Genomic DNA, 17,574 nt, shown 5'->3' with positions numbered 1-17,574 from the left:
TGCGCATTATAGGGAAATCGAAACCCAGCGCAACCCCTTTTTTGAAGAAAAGTGAGAAAAACAGCTCGTTCGGGCAAAATTACAGCAAAAAGGACATTTTTGACTATTTACCGAGCTAAAACCTGTCCAGGATAACGCATAAACATTCAATTTTACTTTCTACTGAATGCCTTGCCGTATTTTACATTGCATAAGGATTGCAAATGAGAGACAAAAATAATTCGGAATATTGCTAGATGCTAAGACAGGCCCGAAGAGCGCACTCAACCATACGTAAGTGGATGAGGAAAATTATACAGAAATCATTATCAAGATGCGCGATGAGCTACACTACATGGAGACACAGTGCTTGCACTGGCATTTCCTTTGCGCAAGGGCGACGAATGAACGACAAAAATATCTGGAATATTTTTGAACAGCTACGCTGGCTCGAAGAGCGTAAGGCAGGAAGCCTTGAGTCACCACCGCTTCGCAGCACGAGGAGGTGAGCGCATGGACCCACATGGATGAGTCACCACCGCTTCGCAGCACGAGGAGGTGAGCGCATGGACCCACATGGATGTGGGGAAGTAGAATAATGCAGGAGCAATTATCGAGATGCGCGATGGGCGTCGCTACATGGATGTACTTCCACACCGCATTTTCCATCGCCCTATTTCAGGCATTAAAAAAGGCCGCCTGGGCGACCTTTTTCACAGTGTTACTGCAATCTGTAGATTATTCTACGATTGTAGCTACAAGCACCTACATTACCCTGTGGAAGACGCCACCTTCACATGATGACTTTCATTCAGGCATTAAAAAAGGCCACGCTCTTTATTAGAGAATGGCCTTTTTCACAATGCTTATTGCATCACTACTGTTGATTACTCAACGATAGTTGCAACTAGCACCTACATTACCTTGTAGAGAATGCCACCTTCACATGATGAACTTTCACTCAGGCATTAAAAAAGGCCGCCTAAGCGACCTTTTTCACAGTGTTACTGCAATCTGTAGATTATTCTACGATTGTAGCTACAAGCACCAACATTACCCTGTAGAGAATGCCACCTATCGTGCAAAGGGCTAATGACACAGTGCTTGCACTGGCATTTCCTTTGCGCAAGGGCGACGAGTGAACGAAGCACCGCTTCGCAGCACGAGGAGGTGAGCGCACGGACCCACATGGATGTGGGGAAGTAGAATAATGCAGGAGCAATTATCGAGATGCGCGATGGGCGTCGCTACATGGATGTACTTCCACACCGCATTTTCCATCGCCCTATTTCAGGCATTAAAAAAGGCCGCCTAAGCGACCTTTTTCACAGTGTTACTGCAATCTGTAGATTATTCTACGATTGTAGCTACAACACCAGCACCAACTGTACGGCCACCTTCACGGATCGCGAAACGTAGACCTTCGTCCATCGCGATTGGAACGATTAGCTCAACAGTCATCTTGATGTTGTCACCAGGCATTACCATTTCTACGCCTTCTGGCAGCTCAACGTTACCAGTTACGTCAGTTGTACGGAAGTAGAACTGTGGACGGTAGCCTTTGAAGAATGGAGTATGACGGCCACCTTCATCTTTAGACAGTACGTATACTTCTGAAGTGAACTTAGTGTGTGGGTTGATTGAACCAGGCTTACAAAGAACCTGACCACGCTCAACTTCATCACGCTTAGTACCACGTAGAAGTGCACCGATGTTCTCACCTGCACGACCTTCGTCAAGCAGCTTACGGAACATTTCAACACCTGTACAAGTTGTCTTCGTAGTTTCTTTGATACCTACGATTTCAACTTCGTCGTTCACGTTGATGATACCAGCTTCAACACGGCCAGTTACAACAGTACCACGACCCTGGATTGAGAATACGTCTTCGATAGGCATGATGAAAGGCTTATCGATGTCACGCTCTGGCTCTGGGATGTAAGAATCTAGTGCTTCTGCAAGCTCAACGATCTTGTCTTCCCACTCTTTCTCGCCTTCTAGCGCTTTAAGAGCTGAACCCTGGATTAGAGGCAGGTCATCACCTGGGAAGTCGTACTCAGAAAGAAGTTCACGAACTTCCATCTCTACTAGCTCTAGTAGCTCTTCGTCGTCAACCATGTCACATTTGTTCATGAATACGATGATGTAAGGTACACCAACCTGACGAGAAAGTAGGATGTGCTCACGTGTTTGAGGCATAGGACCGTCAGTTGCAGCAACTACCAGGATCGCGCCGTCCATCTGAGCAGCACCAGTGATCATGTTTTTAACGTAGTCAGCGTGTCCAGGACAGTCAACGTGCGCGTAGTGGCGAGTTGGAGTGTCATACTCAACGTGTGAAGTTGAGATTGTGATACCACGCTCACGCTCTTCTGGAGCGTTATCGATTGATGCGAAGTCTTTCGCTTCACCACCGTATACTTTTGCAAGTACGTTAGTGATTGCTGCAGTTAGGGTAGTTTTACCGTGGTCAACGTGGCCGATAGTACCAACGTTAACGTGCGGTTTCGAACGTTCAAACTTTTCTTTTGCCATTTTAAAAATTCCTATAAAGAAATTAAAGTCCAGCCCTAAGACCGGACCGAACTAAAATTACTTAACAGCGCGAGCTGCAATAATTGCGTCAGCAACGTTTTTCGCCGCTTCTGCGTACTTGGAAAATTCCATAGAGTACGAAGCTCGACCTTGTGTTGCAGAACGAAGATCAGTTGCATAACCAAACATTTCAGACAACGGGACCTGAGCATTAACTTGCTTCAGACCACCAAATGAGTCATCCATACCTTCGATTATACCTCGACGACGGTTCAGGTCGCCAACGACATCACCCATGTTTGCTTCAGGGGTGGTGACTTCTACCTTCATAACGGGTTCAAGAATCACAGGCTGCGCATCAAGCGCGCCCTTCTTAAAGCCCATTGCGCCGGCAATCTTAAACGCCATCTCGTTTGAGTCAACATCATGGAATGAGCCATCAAACAAGGTAGCTTTCACACCCAGCATAGGATAACCAGCAAGAACACCTTGCTTCATCTGTTCCTGGATGCCTTTGTCAACCGCAGGAATGTATTCCTTAGGTACCACACCACCTACGATTTCATTAACGAACTCGTAAATTGGTGCGTCTTCATCAGCAACTTCCATAGGTTCGAGCTTCAACCAAACGTGACCATATTGGCCGCGTCCGCCTGATTGACGTACGAATTTACCTTCGGCTTCAACCGAGCCGCGGATCGTTTCACGATAAGCAACTTGAGGCTTACCTACGTTACATTCAACACTGAATTCACGCTTCATACGATCTACGATGATATCCAGGTGGAGTTCACCCATACCTGAAATAATGGTTTGGCCTGATTCTTCGTCGGTTTCAACTCTGAAAGACGGGTCTTCCGCAGCCAGCTTACCTAGCGCGATACCCATTTTTTCTTGGTCAGCAACGGTCTTAGGCTCTACTGCAACTGAAATCACTGGCTCTGGAAATTCCATACGCTCTAACGTGATAACAGCATCATGAGCACAAAGCGTGTCACCTGTGGTGACATCCTTCATACCAATTGCAGCGGCAATGTCCCCAGCGCGAACTTCTTTGATCTCTTCGCGCGAGTTAGAGTGCATCTGAACGATACGTCCAAAGCGCTCTTTTTTGCCTTTAACTGGGTTATAAACCGAGTCACCCTGACCTACTGTGCCGGAATAAACTCGGAAGAAGGTAAGCGTACCAACAAACGGGTCGGTGGCGATTTTGAACGCCAGAGCTGAAAACGGCGCATCATCGTCCGCAGGACGCGTTGCTTCGCTTTCATCGTCCAGGATACCCTGGATCTCTTTAACCTCTGTTGGAGACGGCATGTATTCAATCACAGCATCAAGCACAGCCTGAACACCTTTGTTCTTGAATGCACTGCCACAGCTCATTGGCACAATTTCATTGTTCAATGTACGCTGACGGATCGCGGCCTTAATTTCGGCCTCGCTCAGTTCACCTTCTTCAAGATATTTGTCCATTAGCTCTTCAGACGCTTCTGCGGCAGATTCGAGTAGCTCTGCGCGCCACTCTTCTGCCAGCTCCTGAAGCTCTGCCGGGATCTCTTCATAGTTGAAAGTCATCCCCTGGTCTTCAGCATTCCAGTTGATGGCTTTCATCTTGATAAGATCGATAACACCTTTAAATTCATCTTCAGCACCGATTGGTAACTGAATTGGCACAGGTGCAGCGCCAAGACGCTTTTTCACCTGATCCACAACGGCCAGAAAGTCTGCACCGGTACGGTCCATTTTGTTGACGAAAATCATGCGAGGTACTTCGTACTTATTCGCCTGACGCCAAACGGTTTCCGTTTGTGGTTGTACACCTGATGAAGCACATAATACGACTACAGCGCCATCTAGTACACGTAATGAACGTTCTACTTCGATGGTGAAGTCTACGTGTCCGGGAGTATCGATGATGTTTATACGATGCTCATCAAACTGAGCATCCATCCCTTTCCAGAAACACGTGGTCGCAGCAGAAGTGATGGTAATACCACGCTCCTGCTCCTGCTCCATCCAGTCCATAGTTGCGGCACCATCATGCACCTCACCAATTTTGTGAGACAGGCCCGTGTAATAAAGTACACGTTCCGTGGTGGTGGTTTTCCCCGCATCTACGTGAGCACAAATACCGATATTACGGTAACGCTCAATAGGAGTTGTACGTGCCATATTATCCTCTTAAAGGTCTTGGGCAGATTACCAACGGTAGTGAGCGAATGCTTTGTTCGCTTCAGCCATACGGTGAACGTCTTCACGTTTCTTAACCGCAGTGCCTTTGTTGTCAGCAGCGTCGATCATCTCTTGAGCCAGACGAAGGCCCATTGACTTCTCGCCACGCTTACGTGCAGCTTCAACCAACCAACGCATACCTAGTGCGTTGCGACGAACTGGACGTACTTCAACTGGTACCTGGTACGTAGAACCACCAACACGGCGAGATTTAACCTCAACCTGTGGACGTACGTTTTCAAGTGCAGACTCGAAGATTTCTAGGTGCGACTTGCCTGATTTTTCAGCAGCCACGTCTAGCGCACCATATACGATTTTTTCAGCAGTAGACTTCTTACCGTCAAGCATTACTACGTTAACGAATTTAGCAAGAAGCTCTGATCCGAACTTCGGATCTGGAAGAATTTTACGTTGACCTATTACGCGTCTTCTAGGCATTTTCTTTCTCCGGTATCTTCAGGTTCGTCTTACTACGACGAATTCCCAAAACAAAATATATAAATTAAAACTTAAGTGCTTGGCCTTACTAACGGAGAACCATTAGCCCTTAGGACGTTTTGCACCGTACTTAGAACGACCTTGTTTACGGTCATTTACGCCAGCACAGTCCAGCGCGCCACGTACTGTGTGGAAACGCACACCTGGTAAGTCTTTAACACGACCACCACGGATTAGGATAACACTGTGCTCTTGCAAGTTGTGGCCTTCACCACCAATGTAAGATGTTACTTCGAAGCCGTTCGTTAGACGAACACGCGCTACTTTACGTAGTGCAGAGTTTGGCTTCTTAGGTGTAGTTGTATATACACGAGTACATACACCACGCTTTTGAGGACAAGCTTTAAGAGCAGCTGAGTTGCTCTTAGTAACCTTGCTGCGACGTGGCTTACGTACTAGCTGGTTAATAGTTGCCATTAAATAGCTCCTGAATTAATAAAAATTACTACTGAAAAAATCAAATTTCGCCAATTTAAGCGTTCTGTTATTCGAACGAATAAATGGGTGGCGGAATTTTAATGAGCAAAGTTTAACCTGTCAACCAAAACAACTAAAAAGGCAGCGTTAAAGCTGCCTTTTTATTGCAATTGACGTGTTTTTCGTCAATTTTAGTCTTGGCCACCAAGCAAGTCTGCATTTAGTGCGTCTGTTAGTGCCTGAGATGCTTCTTCAGCACTTACAGTTTGCTCTTCAACTGCAGCTTCATTTTGCTTACGACGGTTGATGCGATCTAAGTGGTAAGAGAAACCGGTACCCGCTGGGATCAGACGACCCACGATAACGTTTTCTTTCAGACCACGAAGCTCATCACTCTTACCATTTACTGCGGCTTCAGTCAGGACACGTGTCGTCTCCTGGAACGAGGCTGCAGAGATGAAAGACTCTGTTGCCAGTGAGGCTTTAGTAATACCCATCAGCTGAATTTCGAACTTCGCTGGGATCTTGCCTTGTTTCTCTAGCTCACGGTTTGCGATGTTAACGCGCGCCACTTCGGCTTGTTCGCCTGCCAGGAACTCACTGTCACCACCATCAAGGATGATACATTTACGTAGCATCTGACGGATGATGGTTTCGATGTGCTTGTCGTTAATCTTTACACCCTGTAGACGATATACTTCTTGTACTTCGTTTACGATGTAGTTAGATACGTCAGTCACACCACGCAGACGTAAGATGTCGTGCGGAGATTCAGGACCATCGGCGATAACTTCACCTTTAGATACCTGCTCACCCTCGAACACGTTCAGCTGACGCCATTTCGGGATCATTTCTTCGTATGCATCACCCTCTTCCGGAGTAATCACCAGGCGCTTCTTACCTTTGGTTTCTTTACCAAAGCTAACGGTACCTGTGATTTCTGCCAGGATTGCTGGATCTTTCGGCTTACGCGCTTCAAACAAGTCAGCAACTCGAGGTAGACCACCCGTGATATCACGAGTCTTCGAACCTTCCTGCGGAATACGTGCCAGAACATCACCCGGCTGTGCCGTCGCACCATCTGTGATTTCGATGGTAGTGAACGAAGGCAGTCGAATTTCCTGCAGGCCACGCTCTTCATTTTCAATGATCAGCTTAGGCTCTTTTGCATTCACCTTAGCAAGGTCTTTAACAACCACACGCGTCAGACCAGTTAGCTCATCTGTTTGTGCTTCGGTGTTAGAATCGTCGATGTCGCTGAACGATACTTTAGACTCGTGCTCAATGATGATTGGGTGACTATGCGGGTCCCAGGTCGCGACGATATCGTTACCTTTCACTTCTGCACCGTCACTCACTGACAATACGGCACCGTAAGGCACTTTATAGCGCTCTTTCTCACGGCCTTGTTCGTCAATAACCGTAATTTCGGTTGAACGTGAAGTGATCACGATCTTACCGTCGGTATTGATTACGAACTTCGCATTGTGCAGCTTCATGCTACCGTTGTTCTTAACCTGAACGCTGTTTTCTGCAGACGCTCGAGATGCCGCACCACCGATGTGGAAGGTACGCATCGTAAGCTGTGTACCCGGCTCACCGATTGACTGTGCCGCGATAACACCGACAGACTCACCCGCGTTAATGATGTGGCCACGTGCAAGGTCACGACCGTAACACTTAGCACACACACCAAAGTCGTTTTCACAGGTGATAACAGAACGTACTTTTACTTCGTCCACTGAGTGCTCTTCTAACAGGTCACACAGCTTCTCATCAAGCATCACGTTACGTTCAACCAGCACTTCGTCAGTGCCTGGGATAACCACGTCTTCTGCTACAACACGACCCAATACACGCTCACGCAATGGCTCTACAACGTCACCACCTTCAATCAGCGGCTTCATCACAGTCCCTTCAAGGGTACCACAATCTGTTTCGTTGATGACCAAATCTTGTGCAACGTCTACCAGACGACGAGTCAGGTAACCTGAGTTCGCTGTCTTAAGTGCGGTATCCGCAAGACCTTTACGCGCACCGTGCGTCGAGATGAAGTACTGTAGTACGTTCAGACCTTCACGGAAGTTTGCTGTAATAGGTGTTTCGATGATTGAACCATCCGGACGTGCCATCAGACCACGCATACCGGCTAGCTGACGGATCTGAGCAGCACTACCACGTGCGCCCGAGTCGGCCATCATGAATACTGAGTTGAAAGAATCTTGCTCTTCTTCTTCACCCTGCGCATTCACAACCGTGTCTTTCGACAAGTTCGCCATCATCTCGCGTGATAAGTTTTCATTAACACGTGACCAGATATCGATAACTTTGTTGTATTTCTCACCCGCAGTTACAAGACCAGACTGGAATTGCTGGTTAATTTCTGTAACTTCAGCTTCTGCCGCTTCGATGATGCCAGTTTTAGTTGGTGGGATTTCCATATCGTTGATACCGATAGAAACACCCGACTTCATCGCGTAGTGGAAACCGGTGTACATCACCTGGTCAGCAAAGATAACGGTATCTTTCAGACCCAGACGACGATAACACTCGTTCAACAGGCCAGAGATCTGCTTTTTACCTAGCGCACGGTTGATTAATTCAAACGGCAGGCCAGTCGGCATGATCAAAGACAGGATGGCACGACCTACCGTGGTTTCAACCACTTCAGTCACGTCTTTGCGTTCACCTGTTTCGCCATCTATGTGTACTTCTGCGATACGTACTTTTACGCGTGCGTGTAGTTCTGCAGCGCCAGTACGGTATGCTTTTTCAGCTTCTTTCGCATCTTTGAAGACAATGCCTTCACCTTTTGCATTGATGCGGTCACGCGTCATGTAGTACAGACCCAATACAACGTCCTGTGAAGGTACGATGATTGGCTCACCGTTCGCAGGAGACAGGATGTTGTTGGTCGACATCATTAGCGCACGAGCTTCAAGCTGTGCTTCCAGTGTCAACGGTACGTGTACCGCCATTTGGTCACCATCGAAGTCAGCGTTATACGCCGCACACACTAGCGGGTGCAGGTGGATTGCTTTACCTTCGATTAGTACCGGTTCAAACGCCTGGATACCTAGTCTGTGAAGTGTTGGTGCACGGTTCAGTAGAACCGGGTGCTCACGGATCACTTCGTCAAGTACGTCCCAAACCTCTGGTACTTCGCGCTCTACCATCTTCTTCGCAGCTTTGATGGTAGTCGCCATGCCGCGGCGCTCTAGTTTGCCGTAGATGAATGGCTTGAATAGCTCAAGTGCCATTTTCTTAGGCAGACCACACTGATGCAGTTTCAGTGTAGGACCAACTGTGATTACAGAACGGCCAGAGTAGTCTACACGCTTACCTAGTAGGTTTTGACGGAAACGACCTTGCTTACCTTTGATCATGTCTGCAAGCGACTTCAGAGGACGCTTGTTAGAACCAGTGATCGCACGGCCACGACGACCGTTATCTAGTAGCGCATCAACCGCTTCTTGCAACATACGCTTTTCGTTACGTACGATGATGTCTGGTGCCGCTAGGTCAAGTAGACGCTTAAGACGGTTATTACGGTTGATAACACGACGATATAAATCGTTCAGATCAGATGTCGCAAAACGACCACCATCCAGTGGTACAAGTGGACGTAGATCAGGCGGCAGAACTGGTAATACGCTCATTACCATCCACTCAGGGTTGTTACCTGACTGGTGGAATGCTTCCATCAACTTAAGACGCTTAGTAATTTTCTTACGCTTAGTTTCAGAGTTGATAGTTGGCAGCTCTTCACGCATTTCAGCGATTAGCTGACCCAGATCCAAATCACGTAGCAGATCAAGTACCGCTTCGGCACCCATCTTCGCTTCGAATTCATCACCGTGCTCTTCCAGTGCATCCAGGTACTCTTCTTCACCTAATAGCTGACCACGCTCAAGCGTTGTCATGCCAGGTTCAGTTACTACGAATGATTCGAAGTAAAGTACACGCTCGATATCACGAAGCGTCATGTCCAGCATCAGACCGATACGAGACGGCAATGATTTAAGGAACCAAATGTGTGCAACTGGGCTAGCCAGCTCGATGTGACCCATACGGTCACGGCGTACTTTAGTCAGTGTAACTTCAACGCCACACTTCTCACAGATCACACCACGGTGCTTTAAGCGCTTGTACTTACCACACAAACACTCATAATCTTTTACTGGGCCGAAGATACGGGCACAGAATAAGCCGTCACGCTCAGGCTTGAAAGTACGGTAGTTAATTGTCTCAGGTTTCTTTACCTCACCGTAAGACCATGAACGCACCATGTCCGGCGAAGCAAGACCAATACGAATTGCATCGAATTCTTCGGTCTTATTTTGTTGCTTCAGAAACTTAAGTAAGTCTTTCACCTTAGCTCTCCTGTCGGAGTTAATCTTGAGGGCAAGCCTGGGCTCGCCCCTTCATTCTTTTCAGTCCGGTCTGGGCCGCTTATGCGGCCCGGCGGATCAACTTTCTTCCAATTCGATGTTGATACCCAGCGAGCGGATCTCTTTCAACAATACGTTGAATGATTCCGGCATGCCCGGTTCCATCTTATGGTTGCCGTCTACGATGTTCTTATACATCTTAGTACGACCGTTTACGTCATCCGACTTAACTGTCAACATTTCCTGTAGCGTGTAGGCAGCACCGTATGCTTCAAGTGCCCATACCTCCATCTCACCGAAACGCTGACCACCGAACTGTGCCTTACCACCCAGCGGCTGCTGAGTAACCAGGCTGTAAGAACCAGTAGAACGTGCGTGCATCTTGTCATCAACAAGGTGGTTCAGTTTCAGCATGTACATGTAGCCAACTGTTACCTGACGCTCAAATGCATCACCAGTACGACCATCATATAGCGTTACCTGACCACTTCTTGGATAACCACCCAGCTCTAGCATGTCTTTGATTTCAGCTTCGCGTGCACCGTCAAATGCTGGCGTTGCGATTGGCAGACCACCTTTAAGGTTGTGTGCCAGACGACGGATCTCATCATCAGAGAAGTTAGCAATATCAACTTTCTGACGGCAATCACCGATTTCGTAGGCTTGCTTGATGAAATCGCGCATTTCGTGAAGTTCACGTTGCTCTTTCATCATGTCTTCAATGCGCTCACCAATACCACGTGCAGCAAGACCCATGTGAGTTTCAAGGATCTGACCGATGTTCATCCGCGATGGTACACCCAGCGGGTTAAGAACGATGTCTACCGTACGACCTTTTTCATCGTAAGGCATGTCTTCAACAGGCACGATAGTAGAGATAACACCCTTGTTACCGTGACGACCCGCCATCTTATCACCCGGTTGGATGCGACGCTTAACAGCCAGGTAAACCTTAACGATCTTCAGTACGCCCGGCGCCAGATCATCACCTTGGGTGATCTTGCGACGTTTGTTTTCAAACTTCTTATCGTATTCCGCTTTCAGCTCGTCGTACTGCGCAGCCAGTTGCTCTAGTTCAGCTTGCTGCTCTTCGTCAGCCAGGCTTTGCGTTAGTAGCTTTTCAGCGTTGAGGTCTGCGATCTTGTCTTCGCTCAGACCAGCACGTACAAGCAGGTCACGCGCACGAGTCAGAATACCGCCTTCAAGGATACGGAACTCTTCGTTGAAGTCTTTCTTCGCTTCGCGAAGCTGCATGTCTTCAACTTCCAGTGCACGCTTGTCTTTCTCTACACCATCACGGGTAAAGACTTGAACGTCGATAACCGTACCAGATACAGAGTTAGGTACACGAAGCGAGCTGTCTTTCACGTCAGACGCTTTTTCACCGAAGATAGCACGTAGTAGCTTTTCTTCAGGCGTCAGTTGCGTTTCACCTTTCGGCGTTACTTTACCAACCAGGATATCGCCGCCTTTTACTTCAGCACCGATGTACACAACACCTGATTCGTCCAGCTTGCCTAGTGCAGACTCACCCACGTTCGGGATGTCCGCTGTGATCTCTTCTGGACCAAGCTTAGTATCACGCGCAATACACTGGAGTTCCTGGATGTGGATCGTAGTTAGACGATCTTCCTGAACTACACGCTCTGAAAGTAGGATTGAATCCTCGAAGTTGTAACCATTCCACGGCATGAATGCCACGCGCAGGTTTTGACCAAGAGCCAGGTCGCCCAGGTCAGTCGAAGGACCATCCGCCAGAACGTCACCACGTACAACCGGCTCACCAACCATACAAGTTGGTTTTTGGTTGATACAGGTGTTCTGGTTAGAACGGGTGTATTTCGTCAGGTTGTAGATGTCGATACCCGCTTCACCAGGTACGCGCTCTTCTTCGTTCACGTTAACAACGATACGGCTTGCATCTGCATACTTCACCACACCGCCACGCTTAGCAACAATGGTTACACCAGAGTCTTTTGCCAGCGTACGTTCAATACCTGTACCTACCAGCGGCTTGTCTGCGCGCAGTGTTGGTACAGCCTGACGTTGCATGTTCGATCCCATCAATGCACGGTTCGCATCATCGTGTTCAAGGAATGGGATAAGTGCCGCTGCCACAGAGATAACCTGCTGTGGTGATACATCCATATACTGGATGCTGTCGCTTGGCATAAAGGTTGATTCACCTTTATAACGACATGGGATCAGCTCTTCTGCAAACTGGTTTTCTTCAGTCAGGTTAGTGTTCGCCTGTGCGATTACGAACTGACCTTCTTCAATTGCAGACAGGTAATCAACGTCATCTGTTACTACACCGTCAACCACTTTACGATATGGGGTTTCAAGGAAACCATAATCGTTGGTACGTGCGTACGTAGACAATGAGTTGATCAGACCGATGTTTGGACCTTCAGGCGTTTCGATTGGACAAACACGACCGTAGTGCGTTACGTGAACGTCTCGAACCTCGAAGCCAGCACGCTCACGAGTCAGACCACCCGGACCAAGTGCAGAAATACGACGCTTGTGCGTTACTTCTGACAGCGGGTTGTTCTGGTCCATAAACTGAGACAGCTGTGAAGAACCAAAGAATTCTTTAACGGCAGCAGAAATTGGCTTAGCGTTGATCAGATCCTGAGGCATTACATTGTCCAGATCACCCAAGCTCAAACGCTCACGTACAGCACGCTCAACACGTACTAAACCAACGCGGAACTGGTTTTCTGCCATTTCACCTACAGAACGGATACGACGGTTACCTAAGTGGTCGATATCGTCCACATCGCCTTTACCGTTACGGATGTCGATCAACACCTTCATCACGCTAACAATGTCTTCTTTGCTCAGCGTGCCAGGACCTGTGTCAGTATCATAACCAACACGGCTGTTGAACTTCATACGACCAACCGTTGACAAGTCATAACGCTCGTCAGAGAAGAACAGATTGTCGAATAAGGCTTCTGCTGCTTCTTTTGTTGGTGGCTCACCCGGGCGCATCATGCGGTAGATTTCTACCAGTGCTTCCAGACGGTTTGCCGTGCTGTCGATACGAACGGTTTCTGACATGTAAGCACCGCTGTCTACATCATTGATGTACAGGGTGTCGATTTTTGTGTGACCTGCTTTAACCAGCTCGGCCATCAACTCCAGAGACAGCTCAGCATTCGCTTCAGCAATGATCTCGCCAGTTGATTCATCGATGTAGTTTCTCGCAACCACACGACCAATGATGTACTCATGCGGTACTTCTAACTGGTCAATGCCCTTTTTCTCGATTGTTTTTATATGACGGGCTGTGATACGGCGACCCTGCTCAACCAGGACTTCACCGTCTGCATCTTTGATATCAAAAGCAGCGGTTTCACCACGTAGTCGAGATGGTACCAATTCCATCATCACTTTGCCGTTAGTCACTTCGAACGCAGTCGTTTCGAAGAACATGCCAAGAATTTCTTCTGTTGAGAATTCAAGGGCACGTAGAATGATTGACGCAGGCAGTTTACGACGACGGTCGATACGTACAAACAGGTTATCTTTTACATCGAATTCAAAGTCTAACCACGAACCACGGTAAGGGATCACGCGTGCGTTATATAGTACTTTACCCGACGAATGTGATTTACCACGGTCGTTATCAAAGAATACACCAGGTGAACGGTGTAGCTGAGAAACGATAACACGTTCAGTACCATTGATAACAAAAGTACCTGTGTCAGTCATGAGCGGGATTTCGCCCATGTAAACTTCTTGCTCTTTAATGTCTTTAACTGTGCCTGGTGCTTCTTTGTCCATTAGCACAAGACGAAGTTTTACGCGAAGTGGAGCAGAAAAAGTCACACCGCGAATTTGACATTCTTTTACATCGAATACTGGCTCTCCAATACGATAGCTAACGTATTGAAGCTCAGAATTGCCCGAGTAGCTTTTGATCGGGAACACAGAACGGAATGCCGCTTCCAGTCCGGTATCACCATCCGCGTCCGGTGTAATGAACTTTTTGAACGATTCCAACTGCGTTTGCAAAAGGAAAGGTATGTCCAAAACTTGTGGACGTTTACCAAAATCCTTACGGATACGTTTCTTTTCAGAATAAGAGTAAGCCATGGGGTTCCTCAGCTTGCTGATCTTTGACCCAACCTGTTCATGGAGAACAGACTTCATTGGCATCTAAGCCATGATAACAACATCTAATTGTCGTCCTATGAGTCACTCACTTTCAAAATACTTCTAACAGATTGAAAAATAAGAAAAACATAGGAATTTATTGCGCAACAGGAAAGCGTCGCTCTATAGCGCAAAAGGGCCGGTGATTAAATAATCACCAGCCCTTGCCTGATTGCTCAGGCAGCGAACCTAGCAAATGCCAGATTACTTGATCTCAACTTCAGCACCAGCTTCTTCAAGATCTTTCTTAAGTGCTTCAGCTTCTTCTTTAGAAACAGCTTCTTTGATTGGCGCAGGAGCAGACTCAACAAGAGCTTTTGCTTCTTTAAGGCCAAGACCAGTTGCACCACGTACAGCTTTGATAGCAGCAACTTTGTTACCGCCAGCGCCAGCTAGGATTACGTCGAACTCAGTCTTCTCTTCAGCAGCTTCAGCAGGACCAGCAGCAACAACAGCAGCAGCTGCAGTTACACCGAATTTTTCTTCCATTGCTTCAACTAGTTCAACAACTTCCATTACTGACATTTCAGCAATCGCGTCAAGGATTTGGTCTTTAGTTACAGACATTTTAAGTTTCCTAATTAATCACGAACCATGGGGTTCTAAAAATTTATTTGTGAAAGTAAGAAGCGTGCAATTAAGCAGCTGCTTCAGCTTTCTGAACACGTACAGCTTCAATTGTTTTACACAATTTACCAGCTGACGCTTCTTTCATAGCGCTCATTAGGCGTGCAACAGCTTCGTCGTAAGTAGGCAGCTTAGCTAGCATGTCTACGTCTACAACATTGCCTTCAAATGCAGCCGCTTTCAGTTCGAACAACTCGTTCTTCTTCGCGAAATCAGCGAAGATACGAGCTGCAGCACCTGGATGCTCTGAAGAGAAAGCGATTAGGCTTGGGCCCACTAGCGATTCGTTAAGGCACTCATAGTCAGTACCTTCTACAGCGCGCTTAGCTAGGGTGTTACGGACAACTTTCATCCATACGCCTGCTTCACGAGCTTCTTTACGAAGTGCAGTGATCGCATCTACTGTTACACCACGAGAATCTGCAACAACTGCAGACAGAGCACCTTTGGCAGCTTCGTTGACTTCAGCAACAATTGCTTTTTTGTCTTGAAGATTTAAAGCCATGGGTGTTACTCCTGGTTATGATGGGAACATGTCCCAGTTCTACTTTACTCATCGTCTTACGACTGTGAGCTGCTTTTTACGGCGAGAACCAGAAGATTAGGAAAATCTAGCTGGGATTCACACCGTCTACGTAGGGAATTAAGTAACTAGGTTACACCTACGGTCTTGGACGGAAACGCAATTTATCGGATCATTGTAGACTATAAAGTCTGCAAAGTGCCGAAATTATGCGCTTCAACCCGAATTCTTTGCTTCGTTTTGAGCTCAGCTCTCAACGAAATGGCGCAAAATTATAGTCTAATTTTTACGCCATGTAAACGCTTATCTCTAAATTAAGCCACTTGCGTGTTTAGAGTAGCTTGGTCTACAGCAACACCCGCGCCCATAGTCGTTGAGATGCTTACTTTCTTCACGTAAGTACCTTTTGCTTGTGAAGGCTTAGCCTTCTTAAGCGCAACGATAAGTGCTTCCAGGTTTTCCTGAAGCTGGTTCGCGTCGAAATCAACTTTACCAATAGTGGTGTGGATGATGCCGTTTTTGTCGTTACGGTAGCGAACCTGACCCGCTTTCGCGTTTTTAACTGCTTCTGCAACGTTAGGTGTAACAGTACCAGTCTTAGGGTTAGGCATAAGGCCACGTGGACCTAGGATTTGACCTAGTTGACCAACAACGCGCATTGCATCCGGAGAAGCAACAACTACGTCGAAGTTCATTTCGCCTTTCTTAACCTGTTCAGCAAGGTCTTCCATGCCTACCAGATCAGCGCCAGCTTCTTTTGCTGCGTCAGCGTTTGCACCTTGAGTGAATACCGCTACGCGTACTTCACGACCAGTACCGTGAGGTAGTACAGTTGCACCACGTACGTTTTGGTCAGATTTACGAGCATCGATACCCAGGTTTACAGCAACGTCTACACTTTCAACGAACTTAGCAGTAGCCAGTTCTTTAAGAAGAGCAACAGCTTCGTTGATTTCGTATTCTTTAGTAACATCCACTTTTTCGCGGATAGTACGCATACGCTTAGTTAATTTAGCCATTCTCAATTACCCCTCTACGTTCAAGCCCATTGCACGTGCAGAACCTGCGATCGTGCGTACAGCTGCGTCCATATCAGCAGCAGTAAGATCCGGACGTTTAGTCTCAACGATCTCTTCAAGCTGAGCGCGAGTAACAGTACCCACTTTCTCAGTGTTAGGACGGCCAGAACCAGACTTGATACCAGCTGCTTTCTTAAGAAGGTAAGAAGCAGGTGGAGTTTTCATGTCGAAAGTGAAAGAACGGTCGTTGTAAACAGAAATGATTACAGGAACCGGTGCGCCTTTCTCGATAGACTCTGTACGTGCGTTGAACGCTTTACAGAATTCCATGATGTTTACACCGTGTTGACCTAGTGCAGGACCTACTGGAGGACTAGGATTAGCCATACCAGCAGCAACTTGTAGCTTGATTAAAGCTTCAACTTTTTTAGCCATGATAATACCTCGTTATGTGGGTCTTAGCCTTGTGCGCGCGAGGACGCGTACTCAGACGGCTTCCCAATTAAAAAACTGTCTTTTTGTGCGTCATAGTAATGACATACAAAAAGGCCGCTGATTATAGATTAACCAGCGGCCTTTGGCAATAACTTTTGCTGTTTTAAACAACAAAATTACTTATCTTGTTCAACCTGTCCAAACTCCAGGTCAACCGGCGTAGAACGACCAAAGATCAGCACTGACACTTTCAGGCGGCTCTTCTCGTAATCAACCTCTTCCACAACACCGTTAAAGTCAGCAAATGGACCATCAATAACACGGACCACTTCGCCAGGCTCAAACAAGGTTGCCGGCTTAGGTGCTTCTGCATTTTCCTGCAGACGGTTAAGGATCCGATCTGCTTCTTTTTTGCTGATTGGTGCTGGACGATCTGACGTACCACCAACAAAGCCCATCACGCGTGGTGTGCTGTTTACCAGGTGCCAGGATGCATCATCCATCACCATTTCAACTAACACATAGCCCGGGAAGAATTTACGTTCAGACTTACGTTTTTGTCCGGCACGCATTTCCACAACTTCTTCAGTTGGGACTAGTACTTCACCGAAGTAGTCTTCCAGACCTTCGATTTTAATGTGCTCAAGAATTGTTTGAGCGACGCGCTTTTCAAAACCTGAAAACGCCTGAATTACGTACCAACGTAATTTCTTTTCTTTGTTCTCATCCGACATGGGATCAGATCTCCAATCCA

Annotated in this window: 12 protein-coding genes; 1 reads left to right on the top strand and 11 read right to left on the bottom strand. The window is 47.3% G+C overall.

Annotated features, from left to right (window positions below):
- Positions 1-577: 577 nt before the first annotated feature.
- Positions 578-823 (top strand): hypothetical protein, encoded by a 246-nt coding sequence (locus PRUB_RS08205; RefSeq protein WP_010387479.1) that lies wholly within the window; start codon positions 578-580, stop codon positions 821-823.
- A 506-nt stretch (positions 824-1,329) separates the two neighbouring features.
- Here PRUB_RS08205 and tuf read toward each other — a convergent pair.
- The 11 genes from tuf to nusG form a co-directional block, all read right to left on the bottom strand.
- On the bottom strand, positions 1,330-2,514 hold the full coding sequence (gene tuf / locus PRUB_RS08200) for an elongation factor Tu (RefSeq protein ID WP_010387468.1): 1,185 nt from the start codon (positions 2,512-2,514) through the stop codon (positions 1,330-1,332).
- Positions 2,515-2,571: 57 nt separating this feature from the next.
- Entirely contained in the window at positions 2,572-4,686 is a 2,115-nt protein-coding gene (fusA, locus tag PRUB_RS08195; RefSeq protein ID WP_010387306.1) for an elongation factor G, read from the bottom strand.
- Positions 4,687-4,713: 27 nt separating this feature from the next.
- Positions 4,714-5,184, bottom strand: coding sequence for a 30S ribosomal protein S7 (rpsG, locus tag PRUB_RS08190; RefSeq protein ID WP_010387307.1), 471 nt, complete (start codon positions 5,182-5,184; stop codon positions 4,714-4,716).
- 102 nt (positions 5,185-5,286) lie between these two features.
- A complete protein-coding gene (gene rpsL, locus PRUB_RS08185) occupies positions 5,287-5,661 on the bottom strand; it encodes a 30S ribosomal protein S12 (RefSeq protein ID WP_010387308.1) in 375 nt (124 codons plus the stop codon).
- A 191-nt stretch (positions 5,662-5,852) separates the two neighbouring features.
- Positions 5,853-10,034, bottom strand: coding sequence for a DNA-directed RNA polymerase subunit beta' (gene rpoC, locus PRUB_RS08180; protein ID WP_010387310.1), 4,182 nt, complete (start codon positions 10,032-10,034; stop codon positions 5,853-5,855).
- Between the two features lie 96 nt (positions 10,035-10,130).
- Entirely contained in the window at positions 10,131-14,156 is a 4,026-nt protein-coding gene (rpoB, locus tag PRUB_RS08175; protein WP_010387312.1) for a DNA-directed RNA polymerase subunit beta, read from the bottom strand.
- 264 nt (positions 14,157-14,420) lie between these two features.
- On the bottom strand, positions 14,421-14,783 hold the full coding sequence (gene rplL, locus PRUB_RS08170; protein ID WP_023400585.1) for a 50S ribosomal protein L7/L12: 363 nt from the start codon (positions 14,781-14,783) through the stop codon (positions 14,421-14,423).
- 70 nt (positions 14,784-14,853) lie between these two features.
- Positions 14,854-15,348: a 50S ribosomal protein L10 gene (gene rplJ / locus PRUB_RS08165; RefSeq protein WP_010387318.1), complete on the bottom strand. Its 495-nt coding sequence runs from the start codon at positions 15,346-15,348 to the stop codon at positions 14,854-14,856.
- A 332-nt stretch (positions 15,349-15,680) separates the two neighbouring features.
- Entirely contained in the window at positions 15,681-16,385 is a 705-nt protein-coding gene (gene rplA / locus PRUB_RS08160; protein ID WP_010387319.1) for a 50S ribosomal protein L1, read from the bottom strand.
- Positions 16,386-16,391: 6 nt separating this feature from the next.
- Positions 16,392-16,820 (bottom strand): 50S ribosomal protein L11, encoded by a 429-nt coding sequence (gene rplK / locus PRUB_RS08155; RefSeq protein WP_010387320.1) that lies wholly within the window; start codon positions 16,818-16,820, stop codon positions 16,392-16,394.
- A gap of 176 nt (positions 16,821-16,996) precedes the next feature.
- Complete coding sequence (nusG, locus tag PRUB_RS08150; RefSeq protein WP_010387321.1) at positions 16,997-17,554, bottom strand: transcription termination/antitermination protein NusG; 558 nt, start codon at positions 17,552-17,554, stop codon at positions 16,997-16,999.
- Between the last annotated feature and the right edge of the window lie 20 nt (positions 17,555-17,574).

The sequence above is a fragment of the Pseudoalteromonas rubra genome (assembly GCF_000238295.3).
In the GTDB taxonomy this organism is placed as follows: domain Bacteria; phylum Pseudomonadota; class Gammaproteobacteria; order Enterobacterales; family Alteromonadaceae; genus Pseudoalteromonas; species Pseudoalteromonas rubra.
The sequence above is the reverse complement of the archived record's forward strand: the minus strand, read 5'-3'. Positions and strand labels throughout refer to the sequence as shown.

Bases quoted from the DNA above. Each gene is read 5' to 3' on its own strand.
- PRUB_RS08205 (WP_010387479.1), top strand. From the start codon at position 578: ATGCAGGAGCAATTATCGAGATGCGCGATGGGCGTCGCTACATGGATG.
- tuf (WP_010387468.1), bottom strand. From the start codon at position 2,514: ATGGCAAAAGAAAAGTTTGAACGTTCGAAACCGCACGTTAACGTTGGT.
- fusA (WP_010387306.1), bottom strand. From the start codon at position 4,686: ATGGCACGTACAACTCCTATTGAGCGTTACCGTAATATCGGTATTTGT.
- rpsG (WP_010387307.1), bottom strand. From the start codon at position 5,184: ATGCCTAGAAGACGCGTAATAGGTCAACGTAAAATTCTTCCAGATCCG.
- rpsL (WP_010387308.1), bottom strand. From the start codon at position 5,661: ATGGCAACTATTAACCAGCTAGTACGTAAGCCACGTCGCAGCAAGGTT.
- rpoB (WP_010387312.1), bottom strand. From the start codon at position 14,156: ATGGCTTACTCTTATTCTGAAAAGAAACGTATCCGTAAGGATTTTGGT.
- rplL (WP_023400585.1), bottom strand. From the start codon at position 14,783: ATGTCTGTAACTAAAGACCAAATCCTTGACGCGATTGCTGAAATGTCA.
- rplJ (WP_010387318.1), bottom strand. From the start codon at position 15,348: ATGGCTTTAAATCTTCAAGACAAAAAAGCAATTGTTGCTGAAGTCAAC.
- rplA (WP_010387319.1), bottom strand. From the start codon at position 16,385: ATGGCTAAATTAACTAAGCGTATGCGTACTATCCGCGAAAAAGTGGAT.
- rplK (WP_010387320.1), bottom strand. From the start codon at position 16,820: ATGGCTAAAAAAGTTGAAGCTTTAATCAAGCTACAAGTTGCTGCTGGT.
- nusG (WP_010387321.1), bottom strand. From the start codon at position 17,554: ATGTCGGATGAGAACAAAGAAAAGAAATTACGTTGGTACGTAATTCAG.